The organism is Amycolatopsis ruanii (assembly GCF_003385175.1).
Taxonomy (GTDB): domain Bacteria; phylum Actinomycetota; class Actinomycetes; order Mycobacteriales; family Pseudonocardiaceae; genus Amycolatopsis_E; species Amycolatopsis_E thermalba.
In genome coordinates this window covers 84,734-110,823 of the sequence record NZ_PQHY01000008.1, presented here as the reverse complement: position 1 = coordinate 110,823, position 26,090 = coordinate 84,734, and the positions used below count along the sequence as shown (strand labels likewise).

22 protein-coding genes and 1 pseudogene are annotated in these 26,090 nt (G+C 71.5%); 14 read left to right on the top strand and 9 right to left on the bottom strand.

The window, feature by feature from the left end:
* Positions 1-109 precede the first annotated feature (109 nt).
* The 5 genes from D0D28_RS06500 (at position 110) to D0D28_RS06475 (ending at position 5,080) form a co-directional block, all read left to right on the top strand.
* Entirely contained in the window at positions 110-1,096 is a 987-nt protein-coding gene (locus D0D28_RS06500; protein ID WP_116110061.1) for a Bug family tripartite tricarboxylate transporter substrate binding protein, read from the top strand.
* Positions 1,093-1,620, top strand: coding sequence for a tripartite tricarboxylate transporter TctB family protein (locus D0D28_RS06495; RefSeq protein WP_116110060.1), 528 nt, complete (start codon positions 1,093-1,095; stop codon positions 1,618-1,620). Before D0D28_RS06500 ends, D0D28_RS06495 begins: the two co-directional genes overlap by 4 nt.
* A 3-nt stretch (positions 1,621-1,623) precedes the next feature.
* Complete coding sequence (locus tag D0D28_RS06490) at positions 1,624-3,117, top strand: tripartite tricarboxylate transporter permease (protein ID WP_116110059.1); 1,494 nt, start codon at positions 1,624-1,626, stop codon at positions 3,115-3,117.
* 497 nt (positions 3,118-3,614) lie between these two features.
* Positions 3,615-4,217 (top strand): TetR/AcrR family transcriptional regulator, encoded by a 603-nt coding sequence (locus D0D28_RS06480; protein WP_240323111.1) that lies wholly within the window; start codon positions 3,615-3,617, stop codon positions 4,215-4,217.
* Entirely contained in the window at positions 4,214-5,080 is an 867-nt protein-coding gene (locus D0D28_RS06475; protein WP_116110057.1) for an SDR family oxidoreductase, read from the top strand. The genes D0D28_RS06480 and D0D28_RS06475 overlap by 4 nt, the downstream gene beginning before the upstream one ends.
* A 142-nt stretch (positions 5,081-5,222) precedes the next feature.
* Here the strand turns inward: D0D28_RS06475 and D0D28_RS36575 are convergent.
* Positions 5,223-6,138 (bottom strand): annotated as a pseudogene (locus D0D28_RS36575) (virginiamycin B lyase family protein).
* On the opposite strand from D0D28_RS36575, the gene D0D28_RS06465 reads away from it, so the two are divergent.
* On the top strand, positions 6,123-6,752 hold the full coding sequence (locus tag D0D28_RS06465) for a TetR/AcrR family transcriptional regulator (protein ID WP_116110056.1): 630 nt from the start codon (positions 6,123-6,125) through the stop codon (positions 6,750-6,752). The pseudogene D0D28_RS36575 and the gene D0D28_RS06465 overlap by 16 nt on opposite strands.
* On the opposite strand, the gene D0D28_RS06460 is transcribed toward D0D28_RS06465, so the two are convergent.
* The 4 genes from D0D28_RS06460 to D0D28_RS06445 all read right to left on the bottom strand — a co-directional run bounded on the left by D0D28_RS06460 (position 6,728) and on the right by D0D28_RS06445 (position 10,088).
* Complete coding sequence (locus tag D0D28_RS06460; protein ID WP_233157188.1) at positions 6,728-7,159, bottom strand: C40 family peptidase; 432 nt, start codon at positions 7,157-7,159, stop codon at positions 6,728-6,730. The genes D0D28_RS06465 and D0D28_RS06460 overlap by 25 nt on opposite strands.
* Positions 7,160-7,884: 725 nt before the next feature.
* Positions 7,885-8,751 carry a biotin-dependent carboxyltransferase family protein gene (locus D0D28_RS06455; RefSeq protein ID WP_094004896.1) on the bottom strand — a complete coding sequence of 289 codons (867 nt, stop codon included), beginning with the start codon at positions 8,749-8,751 and terminating at the stop codon, positions 7,885-7,887.
* Positions 8,752-8,839: 88 nt separating this feature from the next.
* Positions 8,840-9,001 carry a hypothetical protein gene (locus tag D0D28_RS36040; protein WP_167481508.1) on the bottom strand — a complete coding sequence of 54 codons (162 nt, stop codon included), beginning with the start codon at positions 8,999-9,001 and terminating at the stop codon, positions 8,840-8,842.
* A gap of 166 nt (positions 9,002-9,167) precedes the next feature.
* Entirely contained in the window at positions 9,168-10,088 is a 921-nt protein-coding gene (locus D0D28_RS06445; RefSeq protein ID WP_094004898.1) for a sigma-70 family RNA polymerase sigma factor, read from the bottom strand.
* A 230-nt stretch (positions 10,089-10,318) separates the two neighbouring features.
* Here D0D28_RS06445 and D0D28_RS06440 point away from each other — a divergent pair, with 230 nt between their 5' ends.
* Positions 10,319-11,518 (top strand): type VII secretion protein EccE, encoded by a 1,200-nt coding sequence (locus D0D28_RS06440; RefSeq protein ID WP_240323110.1) that lies wholly within the window; start codon positions 10,319-10,321, stop codon positions 11,516-11,518.
* Positions 11,515-12,567: a hypothetical protein gene (locus D0D28_RS06435; protein ID WP_094004900.1), complete on the top strand. Its 1,053-nt coding sequence runs from the start codon at positions 11,515-11,517 to the stop codon at positions 12,565-12,567. The genes D0D28_RS06440 and D0D28_RS06435 overlap by 4 nt, the downstream gene beginning before the upstream one ends.
* A 230-nt stretch (positions 12,568-12,797) precedes the next feature.
* On the opposite strand, the gene D0D28_RS06430 is transcribed toward D0D28_RS06435, so the two are convergent.
* From D0D28_RS06430 to eccCa, 3 genes are all read right to left on the bottom strand, one after another.
* Positions 12,798-14,939 (bottom strand): hypothetical protein, encoded by a 2,142-nt coding sequence (locus D0D28_RS06430; protein WP_116110053.1) that lies wholly within the window; start codon positions 14,937-14,939, stop codon positions 12,798-12,800.
* Positions 14,939-16,012, bottom strand: coding sequence for a hypothetical protein (locus tag D0D28_RS06425; protein WP_116110052.1), 1,074 nt, complete (start codon positions 16,010-16,012; stop codon positions 14,939-14,941). The genes D0D28_RS06430 and D0D28_RS06425 overlap by 1 nt, the downstream gene beginning before the upstream one ends.
* A 121-nt stretch (positions 16,013-16,133) precedes the next feature.
* A complete protein-coding gene (eccCa, locus tag D0D28_RS06420; RefSeq protein WP_116110051.1) occupies positions 16,134-20,090 on the bottom strand; it encodes a type VII secretion protein EccCa in 3,957 nt (1,318 codons plus the stop codon).
* Between the two features lie 120 nt (positions 20,091-20,210).
* Here eccCa and eccD point away from each other — a divergent pair, with 120 nt between their 5' ends.
* From eccD to D0D28_RS06400, 4 genes are all read left to right on the top strand, one after another.
* The gene (gene eccD, locus D0D28_RS06415; protein ID WP_094004904.1) at positions 20,211-21,611 is read left to right on the top strand and encodes a type VII secretion integral membrane protein EccD; all 1,401 of its coding nucleotides are present in this window, start codon (positions 20,211-20,213) and stop codon (positions 21,609-21,611) included.
* Between the two features lie 9 nt (positions 21,612-21,620).
* Complete coding sequence (gene eccB / locus D0D28_RS06410; protein ID WP_116110050.1) at positions 21,621-23,021, top strand: type VII secretion protein EccB; 1,401 nt, start codon at positions 21,621-21,623, stop codon at positions 23,019-23,021.
* A gap of 149 nt (positions 23,022-23,170) precedes the next feature.
* Positions 23,171-23,494: a hypothetical protein gene (locus D0D28_RS06405; RefSeq protein ID WP_233157190.1), complete on the top strand. Its 324-nt coding sequence runs from the start codon at positions 23,171-23,173 to the stop codon at positions 23,492-23,494.
* Positions 23,495-23,529: 35 nt separating this feature from the next.
* Positions 23,530-23,823: a WXG100 family type VII secretion target gene (locus tag D0D28_RS06400; protein ID WP_233157191.1), complete on the top strand. Its 294-nt coding sequence runs from the start codon at positions 23,530-23,532 to the stop codon at positions 23,821-23,823.
* A 103-nt stretch (positions 23,824-23,926) separates the two neighbouring features.
* Here D0D28_RS06400 and D0D28_RS06395 read toward each other — a convergent pair whose 3' ends face one another.
* Positions 23,927-25,204 carry a S8 family serine peptidase gene (locus D0D28_RS06395; RefSeq protein WP_233157192.1) on the bottom strand — a complete coding sequence of 426 codons (1,278 nt, stop codon included), beginning with the start codon at positions 25,202-25,204 and terminating at the stop codon, positions 23,927-23,929.
* A gap of 71 nt (positions 25,205-25,275) precedes the next feature.
* Here D0D28_RS06395 and D0D28_RS06390 point away from each other — a divergent pair, with 71 nt between their 5' ends.
* Both D0D28_RS06390 and D0D28_RS06385 read left to right on the top strand, forming a co-directional pair.
* On the top strand, positions 25,276-25,698 hold the full coding sequence (locus D0D28_RS06390) for a YbaB/EbfC family nucleoid-associated protein (protein ID WP_233157193.1): 423 nt from the start codon (positions 25,276-25,278) through the stop codon (positions 25,696-25,698).
* The gene (locus tag D0D28_RS06385; protein WP_094004909.1) at positions 25,695-26,072 is read left to right on the top strand and encodes a hypothetical protein; all 378 of its coding nucleotides are present in this window, start codon (positions 25,695-25,697) and stop codon (positions 26,070-26,072) included. Before D0D28_RS06390 ends, D0D28_RS06385 begins: the two co-directional genes overlap by 4 nt.
* The last annotated feature ends 18 nt before the right edge of the window (positions 26,073-26,090 follow it).

Below are 26,090 nucleotides of genomic sequence, written 5' to 3'. Positions count from 1 at the left end.
CGTGCCGTGACCACAATGACCACAACGATCGATAGGTGCCTAACGGGTGACAGCGGCCCGGCCCCGGTGCACGATGCCGGGCAACCAAGCTCCACAACGAGGTGCGCTGATGAAGAATCGCAAGGCCCGGCTCGCCGTTCTCGGCGCGGCCGTGGCGCTCCTCCTCGTCCCCCCGCTGGTGTCGGCGGGCGGCGAGGAGACCGGGCCCCAGATCCGGGGCCTGCGGATGATGGTCCCCAACTCACCCGGCGGCGGCTACGACATCACGGCCCGCACGGCCGTGAAGGCGATCGAGGACGCCGGCCTCAACGGCAACGTCGAGGTGTTCAACCTGCCCGGCGCGGGCGGCACGGTCGGCCTCGGCCGCCTGGTGAACGAGCGCGGCAACGGCAAGCTCGCCATGTCCATGGGGCTCGGCGTGGTCGGCTCGGTCTACACGAACAAGTCGCCGTCGTCGCTGCAGGACACCACCGCGATCGCGAAGCTGACCGAAGAGGCCGACATCGTCGTGGTGAGCAAGGACTCGCCGTACCAGACGATCCAGCAGCTGGTCGAGGCGTGGCGGGCCGATCCGGGCAGCGTGCCGGTCGGCGGCGGCTCGGCCCCCGGCGGGCCGGATCACCTGGCGCCGATGCTGATGGCGCAGGCCGCCGGGATCCCGCCGTCGCGGGTCAACTACATCCCGTTCGACGGCGGCGGCGAGCTGATGGCGTCCGTGCTCGGCGGCAAGGTCGGCTTCGGTGTTTCCGGCATCGGCGAGACCCGCGACCAGATCGCCTCCGGTGCGCTGCGGGCGCTCGCGGTGACCAGCCCGCAACGGGTGCCGGGCATCGACGCGCCCACGCTGAAGGAGTCCGGTGTGGACGTCTCGTTCACCAACTGGCGCGGCATCGTCGCACCGCCGGGACTGTCCGACAGCGACAAGGATCGTCTCATCGGGTTGTTCACGCGCCTGCAGGACACCCCGCAGTGGCGGGACGCCTTGCAGCGCAACGGGTGGACGCCCGCGTTCCAGCCCGGTGACGACTTCGCCGCGTTCCTGAAGGCCGAGAACGACCGGGTGGCCGCGGTGCTGAAGGAGCTGGGGCTGGCATGAGCGTGATCGAGAAGGAGACGCCCGCCACGCCGAAGTCCTGGTGGCGCGCGCACTCCGAGCTGGGTGTCTGCGTGTTCCTGTTCGCCGTCGGGGTGCTGGTGCTCGTCGACGCGCTCAGCATCCCGACCGATTTCACGCAGCGCGGGCCGGTCGGCCCGAAGGCGGTGCCGATCCTCGTCGGCTCGCTGCTGCTGCTCGTGTCGCTGCTGCTGGCGCGGGACGTGCTGCGCGGCGGCCGCGGCGAGGCCGCGGCGGGGGAGGACGTCGACCTCGACGCCCCCGCCGACTGGCGCACGGTGCTGCTGCTGTCGGGAGCGTTCCTGGCCAACGCGGCGCTGATCGACACGCTCGGGTTCCCGCTGTCGTCGGCGATCATGTTCTGGGGCGCGGCCTACGCCCTGGGCAGCCGCCACCTGGTGCGGGATCCGCTGATCGCGGCCGGCGTCTCGCTGGTCACCTGGTTCGTGTTCACGGTGCTGCTGGGCGTTCCGCTGCCCGGCGGCCCGCTGATGGGGGTGCTGTAGCTGATGGACCTGTCCAACCTGTGGGCGGGCTTCGGCACCGCGCTGACCCCGTCACACCTGATGTTCGCCGCGATCGGTGTCCTGCTGGGCACCGCGATCGGCGTGCTGCCGGGCATCGGACCGGCGATGGCGGTGGCCCTGCTGCTGCCGGTGACCTACGGCCTCGACCCGACCGCGGCGTTCATCATGTTCGCCGGCATCTACTACGGCGGCATGTTCGGCGGCTCGACCACGTCGATCCTGCTGAACACGCCGGGGGAGAGCGCGGCGGTGGTCACCGCGATCGAGGGCAATCCCATGGCGCGCAAGGGCCGCGGCCCGCAGGCGCTGGCCGCGGCGGCGATCGGGCACTTCACCGGCGGCATCCTCGGCACGATCGCGCTGGTGCTGCTCGCACCGCTGATCGCCGGCCTGGCCGTGGACATCGGCGCGCCGGACTACTTCGCGATCATGGTGTTGTCGTTCGTCGCGGTCACCTCGGTGCTGGGCAAGTCCCGGGTCCGCGGGTACGCGTCGCTGCTCATCGGGTTGACGATCGGCCTGGTCGGGCTCGACGAGATGACCGGGCAGTCGCGGCTGACGTTCGGTGCGCTGCACCTGGCGGACGGCATCGACGTGGTGATCGTCGCGGTCGGACTGTTCGCCGTCGGCGAGTCGCTGTGGGTCGCGGCGCACCTGCGCCACAACCAGTCCGAGGCGATCCCGGTCGGGCGGCCCTGGCTGTCCCGGTCGGACCTGCGGCGGACGTGGAAGCCGTGGCTGCGCGGGCCGGTGATCGGGTTCCCGTTCGGCGCGATCCCGGCCGGTGGCGCGGAAATCCCGACGTTCCTGTCGTACGTGACCGAGAAGCGCCTGTCGCGCCGGCCGGAGGAGTTCGGCAAGGGTGCGATCGAGGGCGTCGCCGGCCCGGAGTCGACGGCGAGCGCGTCGGCGGCGGGCACGCTGGTGTCGATGCTGACGCTGGGCCTGCCGACCACGGCGGTCGCCGCGGTGATGCTGGCGGCGTTCCAGCAGTACGGCATCCAGCCCGGGCCGCTGCTGTTCCAGCGCGAGTCCGCGCTGGTGTGGGCGCTGATCGCGAGCCTGTTCATCGGGCTGGTGCTGTTGCTGCTGATCAACCTGCCGATGGCGCCGGTGTGGGCGAAGCTGCTGCGGATCCCGCGGCCGTACCTGTACGCCGGGATCCTGTTCTTCGCCAGCGTCGGGGCCTACGCGGTCAGCGGGTCGGTGATCGACCTGATCCTGCTCTACGTGATCGGTGTGATCGGGTTCGCCATGCGGCGCTTCGGGTTGCCGGTGCTGCCCGCGATCATCGGGGTGATCCTCGGCCCGGCGGCGGAGCAGCAGATGCGGCGGGCGCTGCAGATCAGCGACGGCGACCTGACCGGGCTGGTGAACTCGCCGCTGGCGATCGCGGTGTACGTGCTGGTGGCGGCGCTGCTGGCGTGGCCACTGGCGCGCAAGCTGGTGCGGCGCAAGGAACCGGCGAAGGTGTGAGTGCGAAGAGGGCGGCCGCGGGTGGATGCGGCCGCCCTCTTCCTTTGTCAGCTGTGGTTGTGCCCCGGCGGTGCACCGGGGAGCGGCTTGACGATGAGCGCGTCGTCGGGGACGCGCTCGCCGGACGGGTTCGGCGTGAAGACGGCTTCGGCCACTTCCGCGCGACCCGCTCGGCGGCGGTGAAGCAGGGTGCGTCCCGCCACGACGCCACGGCGGTGATGGTGGTGTCCGGGAGTGCCCCGGTGCGGATGGCTGCTGCACGTGGCGCCGATCGCACCCACCTCGGGGACGAAGCGGGCGGGCCGGGCAGGAGCGAGCGGAGTGCGGTCGTGGTCATCGGTTCCCTTCCCGAGGGTTGTGAAAAGTCAGACGACGTGGCGGGCCGAAATGTGAGGTGCCAGATCTTGTGGTCACCGCCAGGTCATTCTGGGGCACTCATGACCCATAATGACAAACACGTTACCTGTTTTGGTGCGTCAGACTGCTATACTGAGTCGGTGACGAGCGCAACTGGAGTCCGTGGCCGTACGCGGCGTGCGATCCTCGCCGCCGCCGCGTCCGTGCTGTCGCGTCGGCGTGATGCCTCCCTCGCGGACATCGCAGCGGCGGCGGACGTCGGTCGCAGTACCGTTCAGCGGTACTTCCCGGACCGCGACACGCTGGTGTCCGAGGTCATCGCGGACTGCCTGCGGCTGCTCGATGAAGCGCTGAAGGACGCGCGGATCGAGCAAGGGCCGGCTCGGGATGCGTTGCGCCGGCTGGTGACCGCCATGCTCGACGTCGGGGATCAGGTGTTGTTCCTGTACGGCGACGCGCGGATCCGCGAGGTGATCGCGGTCCAGGACGAACCGGATCCGGCGGCCGAGGAAGTCGATCGCCTGATCAGGCGTGGCCAGGCCGAGGGCATTTTGGACGCCGAGGTGAGCTGTGACTGGATCGAACACGTGCTGTGGGCTCATGTGGCTGCGGGGTGCACGGCGATCAGCGAGGGGAAGCTGCCGCGCCACGGCGCTTCCGAGTGGGTTATCCGCACGCTGGAGAACGGCATCGGGGCTCGACACGCGGCCCCGGCCGATGTTTCGAAGGGTGATGATTCATGACCATTCTGGTGACCGGAGCGACCGGCAACGTCGGGCGGAACGTCGTCCGGCAGCTCGCCGACCGGGGGCACGATGTGCGAGCCCTGACCCGCAGCCCGCGGCCGGGGATGTTCCCCGCGGGGATCCAGGTCTGCGAAGGCGATCTCACCCGCCCGGAGACCATGCGGGAGGCGCTGACGGACGTCACGGCGCTCTTTCTCTTTCCCGTGGCGGCGACCGCCGAGGAGGTGGTCGGCATGGCGAGAACGGCGGGAGTGCAGCGCATCGTGGTGCTGTCGTCGGGTGCGGTCACGACGGGCTTCGACACCGACTTCCACCTGCCGGTGGAGCGGGCTGCCGAAGCCTCCGGGCTGGAGTGGACGCATGTGCGGCCAGGTGAGTTCGCGATGAACAAGCTGGCTCTGTGGGGCCCGTCCATCCGCGCGGAGCGGGTGGTGCGCGACCCGCTCCCGGACGCCGCGTGGTTCCCGGTACATGAGCAGGACATCGCGGACGTGGCTGTCCTCGCGCTGACCGAGGACGGCCATGCCGGCCAGGCGTACACGCTCAACGGCCCCGAGCTGCTCACCCGCCGGCGCCAGGTGGAACTCATCGCCCAGGCGTTGGGGGAGGAGATCCGCTTCGAAGTGGTGACTCCACAGCAGGCCCGCGAGATCTACCTCGCGCAAGGCGGTTTCGCGGCGGAGAACGCCGACTTCCTGCTCGGTTTCGAGGACTACGGAGGCGACGAGTCGGACCCCGCGGAGATCGAGGCGTTCGATCCCTCGTCCCTCGGCCCCATGCCCACGGCCGAGGCCGTCACGGGAAGACCTGCCCGCACGTTCGCGCAGTGGGCCGGCGACCACGCCGCCGATTTCCGCTGACGTTGCCAACGGCAAGGTCGAACGTTTCCCCCTGCTCGACCGGGCGTGCACCTCGGAAAGCAACGACCCCAGCAGTTCCGTGCGATACCGCGTACCGCGGCCTCGTCGACCCGGCCACCCAGCCCATCTGGCTTTGAGCGCGCTAGGGGCGTAGCCGGGCGACCTTGCCGATTTCGAGCGCGACGTGCACCTCGCCGTCGGGTGTGCGGGTCAGGCCGTGGGGTTCGGAGCCCCGCGGTGGGCAGCGGGTGGTGCTCGAACTCGCCGTCGGCGGTCACGTGACCGATCCGGCCCGCGCCCCATTCGGTGAACCAGCAACCGCTTTCCCCGTCCGGGACGATCGCGTGCGGGCGGGCTTCGCGATCCGGCAGCGGGAATTCGGTGATCTCGCCGTCCGGGGTGAGGCGGCCGATCTGGCCGGCGCCGATCTCGACGAACCACACCGCGTGATCGTCGGCGGTGATGCCGACCGGCGCGGCCTTCTCGGTGGGCAGGGCGAAGTGGGTGACCCCGCCGTCGGTGGTGAGACGCGTGATGGTGTCGGCCTGGTTGAGGGTCACCCACAGGGCGCCGTCGGGGCCGGTGACGATCGTGGACGGGTAGGAACCGCTCGTGCCCAGGGGGAATTCGGTGAGTTCGCCGTCGTCGAGGCGGCCGATGCGGTCGGTGTTCATCTCGGTGAACCACAGCGCGCCGTCCGGGCCGGCGGTGATCCCGTACGGCCCGCAGTCCGCGGGGAGCTCGACGGAGGTCGCGGTGCCGTCGGTGGTGATCCGGCCGATGCGGTGGTCGCGCAAGCGGCTGAACCACAGCGCGCCGTCCGGGCCGGGGGTGATGACGGCCGGGCCGCATCCGGGGTCGAGGTCGAAAAGCGTGGTGTCGTCGGCGATCCGCGCGATGTGACCACTGTGGACCAGCGTGACCCACAGGGCGCCGTCCGGGCCGGCGGTGATCCCGTAGGGGCCCTTGCCCGGGGCGGGGTGTTCCTCGATCTGCACGCGTTGCCTCCTTAACGCGACGGTTGTCGCGCTAAGATGCTGGCATGACCGACTCGGCATCCGCAAGTGGTTTGCGCCGGCCCGGTGGCCGCACCGCCCGCACTCGTGCGCGGGTGCTCGACGCCGTGACGTCCCTGCTGGTCGAGGCGGGGTTCGACGGGCTGAGCATCGACGCGGTCGCGGAGCGGTCGGGGGTGCACCGGGCCACGGTGTACCGGCGGTGGCGGGACGTGGGCGGGCTGCTGGCGGACGTGTTCGACGCGGCCGCGGGGGACGACTGGGCGCCGGCGGACACGGGTTCGCTGGTCGGTGACCTGGTGGCGCTGAACCGGGAGGTCTTCGCGTCGTTGCGGGAGTGGTCGTCGGTTACGCGGGCGTTGATCGCGGCGTCGTTCCGGTCCGCGCCGGCCGCGGCGGCGTTGCAGGCGTTCTGGCGGGACCGGTACCGGCGGTGCGAAGTGGTGGTCTCGCGCGCGCGGGCGCGTGGCGAGATCGCGGGCCCGGTGGACGCCCAGCGGCTGCTGGTGGCCGCGACGGCGCCGCTTTACCACCGGCTCGTCCTGATGGGTGAATCGCCGCGGGAGGAATTGGCCGAACAGGCCGCGCGGGACGCGGCCTGCTCGGTCTCACCGTTTTTGACGGCCTCCGGTCACCAGGCTCGTCCGACGGTGTAGGAGCTGGTCCAGATGTTCTGCAGGCGGACCACGTCGCCGGATTCGGGGGCGGCCCAGATCTTGTTGTTCCCGGCGTAGATCCCCACGTGGTAGACCTTGCCGCGGCTGGCGAAGAACACCAGGTCACCGGGTCGCATGTCCGATTTGGACACGCTGCGCACGGCGGCCCGCTGGGCGCGGGAGGTGCGGGGCAGATCGATTCCGACCTGCTTGTGGGCGTACTGCGTCAGTCCCGAGCAGTCGAACCCGCCCGGAGCCTCGCCGCCCGTCCGATAAGGACTCCCGGCCTGCCGCGCGGCAGCCTGCACGATGCGATCACCGGTGGAGAGCTGGGCCGCGCCGGCGGGCGCGGTGAGCCCCAGCAGGGCCGCGGTCGCGACGGCGCAGGTGATCGGGAACGTGATCATCCTGCGTATTCGAGTGGGCACGGTATGAACCCCTCCTTCAGTCCTTGAAGGCATTTCGGTTCTTCTCTGGAACTGACTCACCGGCCGGAGCCAGAACCAGCAGCCGATTTCCCAGGGGCCCGATCACGAAACGATATACGCCCGAAGTGGTGAATTAAAACACCATCCACTTGCGGGGTGGCTTGGTTCTGTTTCTCGGGGTTGCTTTCCGTGGCGGGCTTGTCACGGTCAGCTTGGGGTGGGCGGCTGATGGAGCACTCACAGCCGCGCGAGTGGACAGTTGGTGGCCGCGTGAGTGGCCCGGTGGTGGCTGTGCGAGCGGCCTGTTGGTGCTCCGCGCGAGTGGTCCGCTGGCGGCTGTGCGAGTGGACCGGTGGTGGCCGCGCGAGTGGGCCGGTGGTGGCCGTGTGGATGGGCGGGTCGTGATCGTGTGAGTGGGCCGGTCGTGGCCATGTGAAACGGCCACCCGTGGCCCCCACGAGCGGACCGTTCGTGCCGAAACGTGAAGGCGAGTGCGCACCTCGTGGCCCCCGAGGGGATCGTTCGTCCCCCACGAGTGGACGCCTCGTGAGGTGATCAGTGGCCCTCTCGTCGGCAAAACGCGACGACTGGACCAGTGGTGACAGCACGACTGGACCATCCATGCACCGATCGCCAGGCGGTCACCACCAGGCGCAGGCCCATCGCCACGAACAGCCCGCCTCCCCGGACAGCAACCAAACCCCTCAAACCCGCGCCGGTTCGAAGCGCACCAGTAGTCCGGGTCGTGCCTGGGCCGCTTTGTCGACATCCTCCGTCACCACCACCGCGATCACCGGGTAGCCGCCCGTCACCGGGTGGTCGGCGAGGAACAGCGTCGGCTTGCCGGACGGCGGTACCTGCACCGCCCCGGTGACCATCCCCTCGCTCACCAGCTCGCCGTGTCGCGCGCGCGGCAGCACCGGGCCCTCCAACCGAATGCCGATCCGGTTGCTCTCCGACGTCACCGCGTACGGCTGTGCCAGCAGCGTCCGCAACGCCGACTCCGTGAACCAATCGTCCCGCGGGCCGGGCAGGATTCGCAGCGCCAGTTCGTCCGACGGGGGCGCCGCCACGGGCGTGAAGCGCGGCGGCGCCGGCGACGCGACAGCCGCACCCAGTGGCAGCACCATCCCCCGCCGCAAGGGATCCGGGCCCAGGCCGGACAACAGATCAGTCGCCCGGGAGCCGAGTACCGGCTCCACCGCGATGCCGCCCCGCACCGCCACATAGCTGCGCATCCCGGTCGCCGGCCAGCCCAGCCGGAACTCGGCCCCGGCGGGCACCCGCAGCGCCGCGTTCATCGGCGCGCCCATCCGGTCGATCGTGATCGGGCACGGCGCGCCGGTCACCGCGATCGTCACCTCGGCGGTGGCCCGCGCCGCGAACCCGCCGAAGGTCACCTCGATCGCGGCCGCACCCTCACCGTTGCCCGCCAAGCGGTTCGCCAACCGCAGCGAGGCCCGGTCGGCGGCGCCGGACTCCGTCACGCCGATGTCGGCGTACCCGGGCCGGCCCAGGTCCTGCACGGTCGACAACGGACCGCTGTCGACGACCTCGAGCACGGCGGCCATGACAACTCCGATTCGTTTCGGGTGCCGTGACCGTACTGATTGTTGAACGATCCTGCAAGAGGAATCTGTGACTGAACAGCCCGAAATGTCAAAAACCGAACGGGTCGTCCTGTCTCCGCGAAGCCGGACGGCACCGCGGGCACGGCGCCTCCCGCGAGGTGATCAGCCCGGTCGCCGGATCGACGTCGGTCTCCAGGATCCAGCCGCCCGAGTCCCCGCACGTCCGGCAGAGGGTGCTCGTCTCAGCCATGTCAGCCTGCCCGTCTTCCCCCTCGATGGTCGTTGCCCCACCGAGTGTGCGCCGTCGCACTGGCGGATCGGCGGCACCAGCCTGACCGTCCCGCGAGATCGAATCCGCAGGTCAGCGGGCCCGGTACGGCGGCACCACTGCGGTGCTGCGGAAGTCCACAACGGACTCAGGAGACGTAGGCCTGCAGCCGCGCGGTGCGGGATTCCTCGCGCAGTTTGCCCAGCGTGCGCCGCTCGATCTGGCGGATCCGCTCCCGCGTGACGCCCAGCTCGCGGCCGACCTCCTCGAGCGTGCGCTGGCGGCCGTCGTCCAGACCGCAGCGCAGCCGGATCACCTGCTGCTCCCGCGGTTTCAGCGTGGACAGCAGCTCGTCGATCTCCCGCCGCAACACGTGGTACGACGCGGGCACCCCGGGCCGCCCCGGGTGGCACAGCAGATCCGCGAGCACGCTGCTGCCGTCCGTGCCGACGGTCTGGTCCAGGCTGATCGGCTCCTCGTTGTAGGAGAGCAGCTCGATCACCTGGAACGGCGTCAGGCTCAGCTCCGCGGCGATGTCCGCGTGCCCCGGCTCCCGGCCCAGCCGCGTGGCCAGCTCACGCCGCGCGGCCAGGACCCGGTTGACCTGCTCGGCCAGGTGCACCGGGATGCGGATGGTGCGGGACTGGTCGGCCAGCGCGCGGCTGATCGCCTGCCGGATCCACCACGTGGCGTAGGTGGAGAACTTGAACCCGGGCGTGTAGTCGTACTTCTCCACGGCCCGGATCAGCCCGAGGTTGCCCTCCTGGATCAGGTCCAGCAGCGACATGCCGCGGCCGGTGTAGCGCTTGGCGATGCTCACCACCAGCCGCAGGTTCGCCTCCAGCAGGCGGTTCTTGGCCTCCCGGCCCTCCTCGGCGATCGTGCGCAGGTCGGCGTGCCGTTGCGGGTCGAGCACCCGCGTGGTCGCGAGCACGTGCTGGGCGTAGAGCCCGGCCTCGATCCGCTTGGCGAGCGTGACCTCCTCCTCGAGGGTCAGGAGGTCGGTCCGGCTGATGCCGTTGAGGTACGCCCGGACCGGATCGGCCGGCTCGAAGAGCGGTGGGGTCACCTGCCGTTGCCTCCGACGAGCCAGGGGAGTCTGGTACGCCTAACAGAGTGGCCGACCGCCCTGGCACGGAACCGACAGCCCGGCGAGGTGCGTCGAAGGGAAAAAGGCCAGGTCATGGGAAACCCGGCCGCGCGCGAGTGCGGTACGGTGCGGGTCGGCTACGGGTCCGCCGTGAGCGCCGCGGATTTTCGTGCGGTGATCATGGCCGGGTCCGGCGATATCGTTGGCTGGTGGAAGGGGCTCCGCAGGTGATCACGACTGGCCAGCAGCCGCAGGCCGCCGCGCAGTTCGACGCGCGCGGCGGCGGCTCCGCCGAGCTGCGCGCCCAGGCCAGGGGCCAGGCGTGGTTCCGGCCCGTGCGTGGCCGCGGGCGGCTCGGCGTGGTGAGCCTGGCCCGGCTGCTGGCGTTCGAGATCGTGCTCGTGGTCGTCGCCGCGGTCGGCGTGCAGGAACTGTGGGCGCTGATCGCCGCGGGCGTCATCGGGCTCGCGGTGATCGTCGGCATGTTCGGCCGCTCGAAGGGCCGCTGGTGGACCGAGAGCCTGATGCTGTGGATGGGTTTCCGGTCGCGCCGCGGCACCTCGGGCGAGAAGCGGGACGACCCGCGGCTGACCGCGCTGTGCGAGCTGGCGCCGGACCTGGTCGTCGAGGACATCGACGGGCCGGGCGAGGGCAAGCTGGGCATGGGCAGCGACGAGGCGGGCTGGTTCGCCGTGCTGGAGGTGACCGGGGGCGCGGACGTGGCGACCCCGCCGGTGCCGCTGGCCGCGCTGGCCCGCACCGCCGCCGAGGCCGAGCAGGCCGGCGTGGTGATGCAGGTCGTGACGCACTCGGTGCCCGGACGCGAGCCGGGCACCCGGGACCGCGCCCTGTGGGTCGCGGTGCGGCTGGACGCCCGGGCCGTGGCCGAGTCGATGATCGACTCGCCGGGCGGGCGCCTGGACGTGCCCGCCGTGCTGGCCGAGATCACCCGCCGCGCCGAGCGGGTGCTGCGGCGGCGCGGGCTGCGGGCGCGGATGCTGACCGCGGACGAGGTCGTCGACGCGCTCGCCCGCTCCTGCGACCTGCTCCCCGGCGGCGGTCCGGCGCGCGTGCACGAGGCCTGGGAGTCGTGGCACTCCGCGCGCCTGACGCACGGGTGCTTCTGGATCCAGTCGTGGCCCGAGCCCGACCGCGGCACCAACCTGCTCGCCGCGCTGGCCGAGCTGCCCGCGGACCTGGTCAGCATCGCGCTGCTGCTGGAGCCCTCCTTCGACGGGACCACCCTGCGCTGCCTGGTCCGGGTGGCGGCCACGGCGCAGCGGTATCCGCAGGTGTGCGACCTGGTGCAGACGCTGGCCGGGCGCAACGGCGCCCGGGTGTCCCGTTTGGACGGTCAGCACGGCCCGGCCGTGTATGCTTCGGCACCGAGCGGGGGAGGTGCACGATGAACGCCGGACAGTACCCGCCGTCGCGGCCTCAGCCGCCCGCGCAGGCGATGCCGCGGCCCATGATGCCGCCGGCGCAGGCCCAGCCCGGACCGCCGCCGGTGCAGCAGCAGCACGCGCCGATGCCGCCCGGACAGGCCGTGCTCGGCGCGCCGGCCGTGCCGCAGGCGCCCGCCGTGGTCAACGTGCCCGCCCCGGCGCAGACGCAGCAGCAGGGTTCCGCCGAAGCCGCGGCCGCCGCGACGACGGTCGAGGTCGCGCGGCCCGCGCTGGCGGTCGGCGTGCCCACGCCGATGCCGCCCCAGCCGCCCGGCCCCGGCCCCGCCGGTCCCGCGGCCGGCGCCGCGCGCGAGCACCGCGACTGGCGCACGCGACGGCACCGCTCGATCCCGCGGCTGCGGATCGGCGCGCACCACGCCTCCGACGCGGCGCTGGAGTTGCTGCAGGTGTCCGCGTCGTCGGTCGGGCTGCCGCTGGGGCGGGACCAGAACGGGTTCCCGGTGGCGCTGACGTTGTTCCGGCCGGAGCCGGTGTCGGTGAGCCTGATCGGCGGCGCCTGGGCGGCGCGGCTGATGGCGTTCCGCGCGCTGCGGGCCGGGGCGCGGCTGCTGGTGTTCTCGCAGCACCCGGCGGACTGGGTCCAGCTGGGACAGTCGGCGACCGGGCGGACCGACCGGGTCGCGGTGCTGGCGCCGGGTTCGCCGCCCGCGGTCACCGCCAGTGCCGACGCGCCGGTGCTGTGCCTGCACGACGCGCCCCAGTCGCAGAGCGAGCCGGAGGCGTGGCAGACGAGGGTGCTGCTGCACCGGCGGCTCACGCCCGAGCGGGTGGGCGCCGTGCCGGGCTCGGACCTGGTGCTGATGCAGCGGCTCACGCCCAACGAGGCCTCACTGCTCGCCCCGGCGCTCCGGCTGACCCAGCGGACGTCGCAGCAGTTGCAGATGCTGCGGGACGACATGCTGGCCGTGCTCGCGGGGGAGACCAACCACTACGTGTGGGTGGACCCGGCGCCGGCCGAGCGGGCACGCCTGGGACGGCCCGGGCGGTTCTGACTCCGGGCGCGGGAAGGCCGAACCGCCTGCCGGTCTTCCCGCGCCCGGTCCGTCCGCCGCGTGCGTTCGCGGCCGGATGTTCCGGTTCTCGGGCAGTGCAGTGCGGCCGCACTCCACCCCCAGGAGAGTGCGACCGCGCTGCTCCCCGGAAGGGTGATCGCCGCCTGAAGGGGCGCAACTCGTCGTCCGGTGCGCCGGTCCGCAATGGATCCGGCGCACCGGACAGCGGTTCAGTTCCGTCCGTCCAGAGCGGACGGTTCCGCGGGCCGGTACCGCCTCTCCCGCTCCCCGGTCGCGACGACGGGGCCACCCGGCGTCGCGACCTCGAAGACGGCCTCGTCGGTGACCGGCGCCTTCTCGTCCTTCCGGACGACACGCTGGGCGCGATCGGCGTGCACGACCGGCCTGGCGTGCCGGTCCGGAGCCGTGACCACCGGCACCGGCGCCTGCAGGAAGTCCGGGATCTCCCCGGCGGAACCGGCGACGTACTCCTGCGCCGAGTACCGCCCGTCGAACACCGGCGTCGTGCTCACCGGCAGGTTCGCGACGAACTCCGACTGCTTGCGGTCGCCCTGCGTCTTCCGGCGCTTGCGTTCGGCCTGCCACTCGCTGAACGTCTTGGCCGGCGCCTTGCGGTGCGGGTTGGACAGCACCGGCGGCGCGCCCACGCCCGGCGGCAAGCCTTCGCGGGTCCCGCTGGGTGCTTCCTTCGCGCTGCCACCGCGCTTGCTGTCGTTGTTGAGCACCGGCGCGGTCGACGGTGGCGGCTGGAAGGCCGGCGGCCGCTCGGACAGGTCGCTCATCAGCGGTGCGCCGGGCCGCCGACCCGTCTGGACGTCGCGGCCGTTCGGTGCCTGGCCGCCCGGCGGAAGCGGCGGGGCCGAGCCCGCGTTCGGGCCCATCGCCGACTCCGCGCCCGGCGGTACGGGCGGCGCCGACTGCACGGCCTGCCGGAACGCCGAGCTGGCTGCCAGGCTCAGGTGCTCGTCGAAGGGCAGCGCGGTGTCGAACGTGGGCGCGCCGGGCTGGTTGCCGCCCGGCTCCTTGCTCTGCGGTTGCTGCGGCACCTGACCGCCCGGCGGCGGGGTGATCGTGCCCGGCGGGTACGGGCTGCTGTTCTGGCCGAACGACGGCGGGGCGCCCGGAGCGGTCCCCGGGGTGGGGGTCGACGTGGTGTTCAGGCCGAGCGTCGACGGGACGTTGTTCGGGGCCTTGCCGGAGAACAGGTTGGGAGTGGCGCCGTTGTTGCCGAACGAGGGCGCGGCCGGCGCCTTGCCGCCGCCGAACCCGTTCGTGAACATCGGGGCCGCGCCGGCGAGGCCGAGCAGAGCCGGATTGATGCCGGGCGCGTTCCCGGGCGGCGGCGTGCTCGTGAGCCCGTCCGGCGGTGTCGGCGCGGTCGGGGCGGGACCGGGCGGCGTCGGCGCGACCGGCGCCGGGCCGGGGGGCGCTGTCGGCGCCTGGTTGCCGTTGAAAGCCGGGTTGTCCGTGGGCGCGTTGTTCCCGTTGAAGGCGGGCGAGTCGCCCGGGGCCTTCGGCGCGTCACCGGGTGCGTTGGGCGCGTTCCCGGGCGCATCGGGGGCACCGCCCGGAGGGGCGCTCGGCGCGCCACCCGGCGGTGTGCCGGGCGCGCCGGGCGCGCCGATCGTCGGCGGACGCGGCGCGCCGGTCGCCTCCGGGTGCAGGATCGCGTTGAGGAGCTCGATTTTCGGCGCGTGCGCGGACTGCAGCTTGTAGATGTAGGGCGCGTACTGGCCCGCGATCGTCTCGGCGAGTTCGCGCGCGTCCTTGTCGTACTTCTCGGTGACCTTGTTGCCCGCTTCGAGCTTGTCCTGCGCGTTGCCGGGCTTGGTGCCGACCTTCGCCTCGTAGAACGCGCCCATGTCGTGGGTCGCGTTCTCCATCGCGTCCTTCTTCTCGGCCTTGTAGTCGTCGTACAGGGCCTGCATCTTGGCCTGTGCCTCGTACATCGTGTTCGACAGGCCGTACAACGCGGTGCTGTTCCGCAGCGCGGCGTCCTGCCACTCGCGCAGGTGCGCCAGCACCATGCCGACCTTGGCGAGGAAGACCTGTTTGGCGGCGGGGGACTTCCAGTGGTCGGCCAGCGTCTGGGTCTGCTCGCGCAGGTTGTCGGCGACGGTTTGGAGCGCCAGCTGGACGTTGCCCCACTGCCGGGCGCGGTCGGCGGTGGTGCCCGGCTGCTCGCCCTTGACGATGGCGAGGTAGAGCGACTCGATGCCCTCCGTGGAGAAGTCGTAGTTCTTGCAGACCGCGGGAGGCGAATCCTTACCGATGTCGTAGTAGCCCCCACCGACACCGGTGCCGATCTTGCTCAGGTCGTAACCGAAGTAGTCGTCGCCCATGCTCGTCACTACCCCCCTGGTATCGAGCGTCGTGCCTGGTCGAGTTCGGGATGGCCCTGCCGCACATCGGCGCCGGTCGGCAGGTCGTGCTGGGCGCCGACCGTCCGCTGGTCGGTTTTCGTGGGGACCTTCTCGTCCCTGTTGCCGTCCCGGTCGACGTCGTTGACGTCCTTCTGCATCGACTCGCTGTAGTACTGGCGGGAGTGCGTGCCGTCCTGGTGGTTGTACGTGACCACGTGCTGGCTCTTGGCGGGGGCGTCGGACTTGACGGGCTTGCCGTCCTTGTCGTAGCTCTGCGACGTCGTGACCTGGTGGACGACGTTGGGGTCCGAGTCCGTGTCGTGCTTCGTCGTGCGGCGTGTCTCCCCGGCCGGCGCACCGTTGTGATAGGCGGTGGTGACCGTCGTGGTCTCGTGGTCGCCCTTGGTCGAGGTGATCATGTACTGGCGGTTGCCGTTCTTGTCGTCCAGGTACTCGGTGGTCACGTTGCCGTTGGTCTGGACGGTGCGGATGCCGCCATCGGGAGTCCGGAACGTGGTGATCGTCATGTTGCCGACGACGATCTGGTTGAGCTGCTCGTCCTTCCCGGTCTGTGTCACCCCGGTGCCGGCCGGTGGCGTCAGGTACTCCGCGACGGTCTTCTTCTCGTCCAGCCAGGACGGGACGCCTTCCGGCTTCTTGGCGCCGTCCATCCGGAAGGCCCACTGGAGGACTTCGAGCATCGCGGAGTTGCCGCCGTCCATGTTCTCGAAGAAGTCGCCGAAGATGTAGCCGACGGACTCGAGGACCTTGACGTTCTGGTGCGCGTCGGGCATGAACATCCCGAGTTCCTGCGCGTTGCGGTCGGCGAAGGCCTGCATGTCCTGGCCCGGCTCGAACATCGTGGACATCAGCATGTCCTTGCCGCCGGGCCCCTGCAGCGCCGACTGGGCCGACATCATGTCGCTGTTCAGGTCGGCGGCGATCAGGCCGAGGTTCTTGGCGTAGTTGCGGAAGTTCGTCGGATCCAGCTCGAGCTCGGCACCTTTGGCAGCCCACTCGGCGGATGGGACGGTGCCCGGTTCGTCCGGTATCGGTGCCACGATGTCCCTCCCAAACGTCGTGAAGCCCAGGCCGGGTGGCGGGGGCCCGCCGGGGGTAGGGGTCGGCGGCCCCCCGCTTCCCTAGCTAACCACCTCGAGTCAACTCCGGTGGATCACTGTCTCAGGCCTGTGGAGGCAGCTCGGCGAGCTGCACCAGCCGCGCACCCCCGCTGCGGGTGATCAGCCAGCCACGTCCCGGCGGCAGCTTCTGCGGCCGGATGTTGCCCAGCAGCGGACCCTCCTCGCGGTTGCCCGACATCAGGATCCCCGGCGAGGCCAGGTCCCGGATCCGGGCGATGACCGGGTCGAACATCGCCCGCGCGGCGCCACCGCTGCGACGGGTGACCACCAGGTGGAGGCCGATGTCGCGGCCCTGCGTCATGTACTCCAGCAGCGGTGCGAGCGGGTTGTCGTGCGGGTTCGGGGCGACCAGGTCGTAGTCGTCGACCAGGATGAACAGTTCCGGGCCGCTCCACCAGCTGCGGGAACGGAGCTGTTCCGGCGTGATGTCACCTCCCGGCAGTCGCTTCTGCATCGCGTCGATGGTCAGACGCACCATTTCCTGAACGGTTCCGCTCGCGGTCGCATAACCGATCAAGTACTCGTCCGGGATCAGGCCGAGCAGGCTCCGCCGGAAGTCGATGAGGGCGATCTGAGCCTGGTCGGGCGTGTACCGGGCCATGATGCTCGTGGCCAGCGCCCGCAGGAACGTGCTCTTGCCGGATTCGACGTCGCCGAACAGCACCAGGTGCGGTTCGGCGGTGAAGTCCAGGCCCACCGGCTGCAGGTCGGCCTCGGAGATCCCGATCGGGATGCCGTTCTCGTCCGGCGCGGGCAGCGCCGAGTAGGGCAGCATCGGCGGGAGCAGCCGGACCCGCGGCGCGGCGGGGCCGGGCCAGGCGGCGTTCACCGACGCGACGAAGTGCTGGACGCCGTCGGCGAGGTCGTCCGCGGTCTCCTTGCCGTCCACCCGCGGGACGGCCGACAGGAAGTGCGCGCCGTCCGGCGACAGACCACGCCCGGGCGCCTGTTCCGGGACACCCGCGGCCTGCCGCCGCCCGATCACCGAGTCCACCGGGTCGCCCAGGCGCAGCTCGAGCCTGCTGCCGAACATGTCGCGCAGGTTCATCCGCAGGTCCATCCAGCGGTTGGCGGTCGCGATCACGTGCACGCCGAACGCGAGGCCGCGGTTGACCACCTCGGCGATGTCGGCCTCCAGGTCCTCGAACTCCGCGCGCAGGGTGCCCCAGCCGTCCACCACGAGGAACAGGTCGCCGAACCGGTCCTCCGGGAACCGGCCCTCGCGGCGCAGCTTGCGGTAGGTCGCCATGCTGTCGATGCCCTGCTCGGCGAACCGCTGCTCCCGCTCGGCGATCAGGGTGCGGGCCTCCGCGACGCTGCGCCGCACGCGGTCGACCTCGCGCCGGGTCGCGACCCCGCCGACGTGCGCCAGGTCGCGCAACGCGGTCAGACCGCCACCGCCGAAGTCGAGGCAGAAGAACTGCACCTCGGACGGGGTGTGGGTGAGGGCGAGGCTCGCGATCACCGCGCGGACCGCGGTGCTCTTGCCGCTGTGCGGGCCACCCACGATCGCGAGGTTGCCGCCCGCGCCCGACAGGTCCAGCCAGCACACGTCGCGGCGCTGGTCGGCGGGCCGGTCGATGATGCCGGCCGCCGCCCGCAGCGCGCCGCGGTGCTCCCGGATCCCGGTGGTCAGGCCGCGCTCGGGATCGGTGACCAGCGGTTCCAGCAGCTTGTCCAGCGTCGGCGGCTCGTTCAGCGGCGGCAGCCACACCTGGTGCGCCGGCACGCCCTGCCCCTCCAGCCGCTCGACCAGCACGTCCATCAGCGTCTCGCCCAGGTCGTCGGCCTCGGCGGGCTTCGGCTGCTCCACCGGTTTCTCCGCCAGCCGCGGGCGCAGGTAGGCGGTCGAGTAGTCCTGCACCGGGTCGATCTGGCGGCCCTCGTCGTGGGTGCGCTGGATCGTGCCGCGCCGGTGCACCCCGGACACGTACGCCGCCTTGAAGCGGGTCAGCTCGTCCACCCCGGTCTTGAGGAAGCCGTTGCCGGGGGAACGGGGCAGCTGGAACGCGTCCGGCGTGCCGAGCACGACCCGGCTCTCCATCGCGGAGAACGTCCGCAGCGCGATGCGGTAGGACAGGTGCGAGTCCAGCCCGCGCAGCCGGCCCTCCTCCAGCCGCTGCGAGGCGAGCAGCAGGTGAACACCGAGCGAACGGCCGACGCGTCCAATCTGGACGAACATGTCGATGAAGTCCGGCCGCGCGGTCAGCAGTTCGGAGAACTCGTCCACCACGATCAGCAGCGCGGGCAGCGGGTCGAGCGGCGCGCCCGCGGTGCGGGCCTTCTCGTAGTCGCGCTGCGAACCGTAGTTGCCCGCCTTGCGCAGCAGCTCCTGCCGCCGCACCAGCTCGCCGCCGATCGCGTCCAGCATGCGGTCCACCAGGTGCAGCTCGTCGGCCAGGTTGGTGATCACCGCGCTGGTGTGCGGCAACCGGTCCAGCTTGGTGAAGGTGGCGCCACCCTTGAAGTCCACCAGCACGAAGTTGAGGATCTCCGAATCGTGGGTGACGGCCAGCGCCAGCACCAGCGTCCGCAGCAGCTCGGACTTGCCGGAGCCGGTGGCGCCGACCAGCAGGCCGTGCGGGCCCATGCCGTCCTGCGCCGACTCCTTGAGGTCCAGCTCCATCGGGCGGCCGTCGGCGGTGATGCCGATCGGCACCCGCAGCCGGTCCCGGTTGGACCGGGTCTCCCAGCTCTTCGCCAGCTCGAACTCGTACGGGTCGCCGAGTCCGAGCAGGTCGGTCAGCTCCAGCGACCCGGACAGCGGCTGCTCGCTGGCGGTCAGCGCGGACAGCGCGGGCGGCGCGAGCGTGCGCACCAGGCCGCGCATCTCCTCGATGCCCAGCCCGTCGGCGGTGCCGATGTTGCCGGCGCCGTCCATGGTGCGGCTGGTCAGGTTGCCGTCCGGGGAGATGTCCAGCACCAGCGTGGCCGCGTCGAGCAGGCGCGGCGGCTCGCCGGAGAGGTCGATGACGGTGACGCCCTCGACGCCGCCCTCGATCATCAGGTGCTCGGACCCGCCGACGTCGCCGCCGTCGACGAACACCACCACGTGCGTCGAGCCCTCGATCGGCTGCGTGCCCGGGTTGAACCGCGGCCGGTTGGCCACCACGTCGTCGAGCATCGCCTCCAGCGCCGTCACGCTCGGCGCCACCAGCCGGATCTGGCCGACCGCGTCCGTCTTGGACGGGTGCAGCGCGTGCGGCAGCCACTTGGCCCAGTCCCACAGCTCGCGCTCGCGCACGCAGAACGCGGTCAGCACGTCGCCCGGCGCGTGGAACGTGCCCAGCTGCGCCACCAGCGCCCGCGCCATCGCGCGCTTGCGGTCGTCGTCACCGGTCAGGTAGATCCGCGAGAACCCGCGCAGCGCGACCGCGACCGGCAGGTCCGGCACGGTCGAATAGGTGGTCACGAACTTGCGCAGCGCCATCGCGCACAGCGGTTCCAGCTCGTCGATCGGCTTGGTCTCCGGCGGCACCAGCGGCGTCGCCAGCTCCTGCGAGCCCAGCCCGATCCGGATGACGGTGAAGTCCCAGTCGCCGGGGCGGCGCTCCCACAGCCGCGCGCTCTGCGCGGTCGACCACAGCCGCGCCGGATCCGGGTGGCGGTAGAACATCGCCGTGCGCTGCTGGTCGATCGTGTCCCGCACCTGCGCGCGCAGCTGCGACAGCCGGCGCATGTACCGGCGGCGGTTCGCGATCATCTCCTGCTTGCTCGCGCCCTGCCCGTTCTGGCTGATGATCTGGAACAGGATCATGCCGAGCACCGCGACGCCGTACAGACCGCCGGCGACGTACATCAGCGGACCGGACCGCCCGGCGCCGATCAGCAGCGCCATGCCGCCGGTGCCGGCGAGCATCGGCAGGATCATCAGCACCCGCGACCAGCTCTTGCCCGCGGGCGGCGGGTTCTCGGGTGGGGGATCGAGCACCACGTCGCCCGACGGCAGGTCAGGCGCGGGCCGCCGGAGTGGCCGCTTGACTATGATCGTTCCCAAGACCGAAAACCTCCCGAGCGCCCGGGTGCGCCAGCATAGAGCTTTCCGCCAGCCTAGTGTCGCGCTTTAATGGATACTCTCCCAGCCGGGCTCGGGGTCCAATTTGGAGGTAGGGGCAGCATGACGTCGGCGATGGGCACGACCCTCGCGAAGGTGAGCATCACCACGCCCAAGCGCGGGATCGACGTCGCGCTCCCGGAGAACGTGCCGGTCGCGGAACTGCTCCCGTACATCCTGCGCCACGCGGGCGAGGACGCGCCGGACACCGGCGAGCAGCACGGCGGCTGGTCGCTGCGGCGGCCCACCGGCGAACGCCTCGACGGGCAGCAGACGCTCGCCGCGCAGCAGGTGCGCGACGGCGAGATCCTGCACCTGGTCCCGGGTCCGGTGGACTGGCCGGAGATCGAGTACGACGACCTGGTCGAGGCGATCGCCAGCGGCGCCCGGCGCTACGGCCGCAGCTGGGGCCGCGCCGCCACCCGGCGGGCAGGGCTCGTCATCGCGGCGGTGCTGCTGTGCGGGGGCAGCCTGGTGTCCCTGTTGTTCGAACCACCGTGGCTCGACGCCGGCCTGATCACGCTGGCCGCCGCGGTGGTCCTGACCGCGCTGGGCATCGTCGTCGCGCGCGCGGTGCCGGACGCCTACGCGGGCGCGGTGTTCGCCGGATCGGCGCTGCCGTACGCCTTCCTCGGCGGGTACCTGCCGACCGCGCCGGACCACCTGGGGCTGTTCTCCTTCGGCTCCGCGCAGCTGCTGCTGGGCGCCATCTCGCTGCTGGTGTTCGGCATCGTCGGCTACCTCGGCGTCGGCGCGACGAGCCGGGTGTTCGTCGCCGCCATCACCACCGGTTTCCTCGGCGCGCTGGGGGCGTTGTTCGGCGGCTGGATGGACCCGGACGCGGCCGGCGCGCTGGTCCTGACCATCGCGATCGGTCTGCTGCCCGGATATCCGTGGCTCGCGCTGCGGCTGGGCCGGGTGCCGCTGCCCGCGCTGCCGCAGCGGTCGGCCGACCTGCTCAACGACGAACCGCACCCGGCCACCCCGGCGGTGTTCGACGCGGCCGCCCGCGCCGACGAGCTGCTCACCGGTTTCCTCACCGGCGCCGCGCTGATCAGTGCGTGCGCGGCGATCCCGCTCGCCGCGCACGCCGGCGGGTCGCGGCTGATCATGCTGATCCTGGCGTGCGCGGCGCTGCTGCTGCGTGCCCGGCTGTTCCCGGTGCCGCGCCAGCGGATCCCGTTGCTGGTCGCCGGGCTGTGGGTGTTCGCGCTGCTGGCCGCCTGGTGCTTCGGCACCGCGTCGGGCAACGGCGGGCTCGGGCTGTTCCTGCTGGCGCTGGTGGTGCTCGCGCTGCTGGTCGCGGCCGCCGGGCTGGTCTACTCCCGCAAGAACCCCTCGCCGTGGTTCGGCCGCATCGCCGACATCGTGGACGTCATGGCTATCGTGGCCCTCATCCCGTTCGCGGGGTTCATCACCGGATTCTTCACCTACGTCCAGGGCCTCATGGCCTCGATCGGCTGAGGGATAGGCGTGCCCACTCGTCGCGACCAGCTGCAGGCCTACCAGTTCATGATGCAGCGGGTCACCTCCGCGCTCATCGTGCACGAGACCGATCCGGAGCTGACCCCGCTGCGGCGCGGAGTGGGCGCGGTGTTCGCCGGGGTCATGATCGCGGTGCTCATCGCCGCGGGCTTCGGCGTGTACGGCGTGTTCACCGGAGTCGGCGGCACGTCCTGGAAAACGGACGGCGCGGTGATCATCGAGCGGGAGACCGGCGCGACCTTCGTGTACCAGTCCGGGGAGCTGCAGCCGACCCTGAACTACGCCTCGGCGCGGCTGCTGACCAGCGCGGACAAGGCCGGGCCGCACCGCGTGGCGGGCAAGAACCTGGCCGGCCTGCCGCGCAGGCCCGCGGTGGGCATTCCCGGTGCGCCGGACTCGCTGCCGCCCGCCGGCCGCGCGACCGCGACGCCGTGGACGATGTGCTCGGTGCTGGGCCAGAACCTGGCCGGCGCTCCGCTGACCACGACCACGCTGATGGTCGGGCAGTCCATGCCGGGCGGGGTGCCGCTGGGCCAGCGCGCGATCCTGGCCAGCGACTCCACCGACGGCACCGTCTACCTGGTGTGGAACAACCACCGCTACCGGATCACCGACGGCGCGGTGATCCGCTCGGTGTTCGGCGCGCAGGCCGGTCCGGTGGACGCGGGCACGGCCTGGCTGAACGGCCTGCCGGTGGGGCAGGACATCGGGCGGATCGACGTGCCCGGCCAGGGTTCGCCGTCCGCCGTGCTCAGCGGGTTCGCCGTCGGTGACGTGGTCTACTACCCGCTGTCCCGCGGCGTGCAGTACTACCTGGTGCGGCAGGAGGGGCTGGCGCCGCTGACCGAGCTGCAGGTGCGGATCATCTCCGGCCAGTACTCGGTGCGGCCCAGGGAGATCACCGCCGCGGCCGCGAACGCCGCCCCGACCAGCAACGCGCTGGTGCCCGCCGAGGGCGAGGCGGCGCCGCCGGCGCTGCCCCCGGACCTGGTCACCGTGCCCGCCGAGGGCCGCGCCGCGCTGTGCTCGGAAACCCACGACGCCCGCACCGACCCGGTGATCTCGATCGGCGGCGACACGAGCGTCCTGGACCCGGCCATCGACACCACCGCGGAGAGCGGCACCGGCACGAAGCTGGCCGACCGGGTGCTGGTCCCGCCGGGCGGCGTCGCCGTGGTGCGGGTGCTGCCCTCGGCCACCGCGACCACGGGGGCGTACACGCTGGTCACCGACGCCGGCCTGCGCTACCCGGTGCCCGACGACAAGGTGCTGGGTCAGCTGGGGTATTCCGCGTCGTCGGCGGTCGACATCCCCGCCGCGCTCGTGCAGCGCATCCCGGAGGGCCCGACGCTGAACCCGTCGGCGGCGATGCTGTCGGCGGTCCCGTAGTCCACCCGCACCAGGAGCCGGTGAACTTCTGACGAGAAGTCTTGACCAGCGGTTTTGTCCCGTGTCAGGGTGGTACGGGGCGACGGGGGGTTGTCAGCCGCCGCGCCTACTCTGCTGGTAAATGTCCCGCGACATGGGGGGTGACAGGCGTGGCCCTGAATCTCGTACATGATCAAGTCACCAGGCTGAACCAGCTCCTCGCCGATGCCAAGACACGCGGCGAGGAGATCTGCAAGAGCATGCACGGCGACCTCGAGAACGTCGTCGGGTCGGAATGGGCCGGCAAGGCCTCGTCGACCGGTCAGCTCTCGTCGTCCGACCTGCTGGCCTTCTGGCACAGCAACCTCGCCCCGATCCTCGACAGGCTGATGAACGGGATCACGGGCACCCAGAACATCCTGACCAACCAGGACGACGACGACTCCAGCGCCATCAGCGCCGCCGCTTCGGGCATGAACTTCGGCCGCCTGTAGGCCGTCGCCCGACCTCACCGAAAGGGGACCGAGACATGGATGGACGTCTCAAGTACACGAGCATGGTGGGGGACGCCGGTTCGTCCAACATCAAGAAGTCGACCGACCTGGAAGACCTCTTCGACGACTTCATGGCGCAGGCCAAGGGCATCCTCGGTGCGGACTGGGAAGGTGCCGCCGCGAGCGCGTTCGAGCAGGCGCACGTGGAGTGGAACAAGCAGCTGGTCCAGTACGCCTCGACCCGCGCGCAGTTCGGCCAGGCCGTGATCAAGGCGATGGAGAACGCGTTCAACGCGGACCAGCAGGCGAGCAGGGCCTTCCAAGCCTGAGATCTCATCACCACCGCCGGTCCCGGAGCGTGTCCGCGCTCCGGGACCGGTTTGTCTCACGCTCGGGAACGCAGGGGAGGAATCGTTGTGCCAGGGAAGGACGTCACGACCGCTTGGGGCGGTCGCTGAACAGTTCCACCGGCGGCTCGGGACGCTCGTCCTCGGGCCGGTCCTGCGGAACGGGAGCCAGCCCGGCACGCCAGCGGCGGCGACGGCCGAGCGGTCCGAACACGACGATCGCGCTCACCAGCACCACGAGGGCGAAGCCGCCCGCGGCGAGGCCGAAGGCCCAGTCGTCGCTGCGGTCCTCAGCGGCTTGCCGGGCGGCGACGTCCGGCGGGATCGTCGGCGGGACCAGGGGCGGGAGCGCCACCGGGTTTCCCGCGGCCACCTGGTCGGACACCGCCTGGTACGGGTTCACCACGCCGTAGCCGTAGGAGGCGCTTCCGGTGCCTTCCGGGGCCGGTGCCGCCGTGGCGTACAGCCGTTTCGCGACGTCCTGATTGGACAGCTGGGGCAGGTGGGAGCGGACCAGCGCGACCGTGCCGGCCACGTACGCGGTGGCGAACTCGGTGCCGGCCACCGCGCCCAGTCCGGTGTTCGGGAACGTCGTGACGACGTTGGCGCCCGGGGCGACCAGGTCGACCGCCGTGGCACGCGAATCCTGGGTGACCAGCCCGCTCTCGGCGAGGGACCCCACTCCGATCACGCCGTCGTAGCCGGCCGGGTAGGGCACCAGGCCCGGTGCTTCGTTCGACTGCCGCTCGCCGACGGCGGCCACCACCACGATGTTGCGCGACAGCGCCCGCTGCACCGCGCCGCGCAGGGCACCGTTGTCCTCGTAGGTGATCGTCGGGACGGCGATGACGCTCGCGTTGCGGTCGACCGCCCAGTTGATCGCGGCGGCCAGGACCTGGGGCGCCACGCTCTCCCGCGGTTCGCGGCCCGTCGGGTACGAGTCGCCGACGACCTTCGCGGACAGGATCTGCGCACCCGGGGCCATGCCGTGGAACCCCACCACGGACGTGGGCTGCGCGGCGATGATGCCGCTCACCCCGGTGCCGGTGCCGAGACAGTCCGGGCTGCCGCTGGACTCTCCGATGTCCGCCGGCGCGAAGTTCGCCCGCTCGGCCAGATGCCCGGCGAGCTGCGGATTGTCCGCCGCACCGGTGCTGACCACGGCGACGCGCTGGCCGGCCCCGGTGGTCAGCGGCCACACCCGATCGGGTGCCAGCAATTGTTGCGACCACGGAACGGGAACCACGAGCGTCCCGGAAACGACACAGTTCTGCTGGGCCCGCGCGGCCGGCGGGGCCACCGCCACGACGGCGAGCCCGACGGCCGCGGTGACCAGTGCCGCACGGAGGCGCTTGGAGTTCACGGCGGCGATGCTAGCGGAGCGACCGGTGTTCATGGCAATGTCGCCACTGTGCCGGATGGACGGAGGTAGTCATGAGTTCCCCTTCGGGGCGCGTGAATCCCGCGCTGATCGGCATGCTCGAGCAGATCAAGAAAGCCACCGAGGAGCTGCCGAAGGCCAGTCAGCGGATGATGCAGCTCACCGGGGTGGGCTGGTCACCGGACAGACTGGTCAAGGTCGTGGTGGGGCCGCGGGGACAGCTGGCCGACATCGACATCGATCCGCGCGTGTTCCGCAAGCCCGACGCCGCGGCGCTGCAGGCCGCGATCCTGGCCGCTTCCCGTGACGCCGTCACCGACATCAACCAGCAGCGCGAGGAGATCATGGCCGGGCAGTTCCCGGCCGACATGTACTCGCTGCAGCACGAGTTGCGCTCCAACGAGAGTGACACCATCGGCCAGCTGATGAACCGCCTGGACGCAGACATCTACGCAGAAGGGAAGGAAGACCGGTGAGCTACCTCGAGATCAGCACCAGCCCCGCGGAGATCCGCTCGCTCGGCGACCAGATCGCGCTCAACGGCGCCGACCTGGCGAAGCTGGCGAGCGCCGCCAACAGCGAGCACGACCAGAAGGTCGGCCCGGACATGTCCGTCTTCGGCAACGACGATCTCGGCAAGCAGTTCAAGCCGACCTACCGGGGCACCCCGGCGTCGACCGGCGTGCCGGGCTTCGATGCGACCAACGCGGGGCAGTTCTTCGCGTCGATGAAGCAGATCGGCGACGAGCTGGGTGACCTCGGCGGTGGCCTGCGATCGGCGATCGACACGCAGATGGGCGCCGAGCTGGACAACGACGCGGAGATCAGCAAGATCAACCCGCCCGCCTGATCAGCCGAATCCACCCGT

What these genes read in the sequence shown, in the direction of transcription:
- D0D28_RS06500 (WP_116110061.1), top strand. Translation starts at nt 110, where the DNA reads ATGAAGAATCGCAAGGCCCGGCTCGCCGTTCTCGGCGCGGCCGTGGCG.
- D0D28_RS06390 (WP_233157193.1), top strand. Translation starts at nt 25,276, where the DNA reads ATGAGTTCCCCTTCGGGGCGCGTGAATCCCGCGCTGATCGGCATGCTC.
- D0D28_RS06465 (WP_116110056.1), top strand. Translation starts at nt 6,123, where the DNA reads ATGACCGACTCGGCATCCGCAAGTGGTTTGCGCCGGCCCGGTGGCCGC.
- D0D28_RS06400 (WP_233157191.1), top strand. Translation starts at nt 23,530, where the DNA reads ATGGATGGACGTCTCAAGTACACGAGCATGGTGGGGGACGCCGGTTCG.
- D0D28_RS06460 (WP_233157188.1), bottom strand. Translation starts at nt 7,159, where the DNA reads ATGATCACGTTCCCGATCACCTGCGCCGTCGCGACCGCGGCCCTGCTG.
- D0D28_RS06435 (WP_094004900.1), top strand. Translation starts at nt 11,515, where the DNA reads ATGAACGCCGGACAGTACCCGCCGTCGCGGCCTCAGCCGCCCGCGCAG.
- D0D28_RS06455 (WP_094004896.1), bottom strand. Translation starts at nt 8,751, where the DNA reads ATGGCCGCCGTGCTCGAGGTCGTCGACAGCGGTCCGTTGTCGACCGTG.
- D0D28_RS06495 (WP_116110060.1), top strand. Translation starts at nt 1,093, where the DNA reads ATGAGCGTGATCGAGAAGGAGACGCCCGCCACGCCGAAGTCCTGGTGG.
- D0D28_RS06490 (WP_116110059.1), top strand. Translation starts at nt 1,624, where the DNA reads ATGGACCTGTCCAACCTGTGGGCGGGCTTCGGCACCGCGCTGACCCCG.
- eccD (WP_094004904.1), top strand. Translation starts at nt 20,211, where the DNA reads ATGACGTCGGCGATGGGCACGACCCTCGCGAAGGTGAGCATCACCACG.
- D0D28_RS36040 (WP_167481508.1), bottom strand. Translation starts at nt 9,001, where the DNA reads ATGGCTGAGACGAGCACCCTCTGCCGGACGTGCGGGGACTCGGGCGGC.
- D0D28_RS06475 (WP_116110057.1), top strand. Translation starts at nt 4,214, where the DNA reads ATGACCATTCTGGTGACCGGAGCGACCGGCAACGTCGGGCGGAACGTC.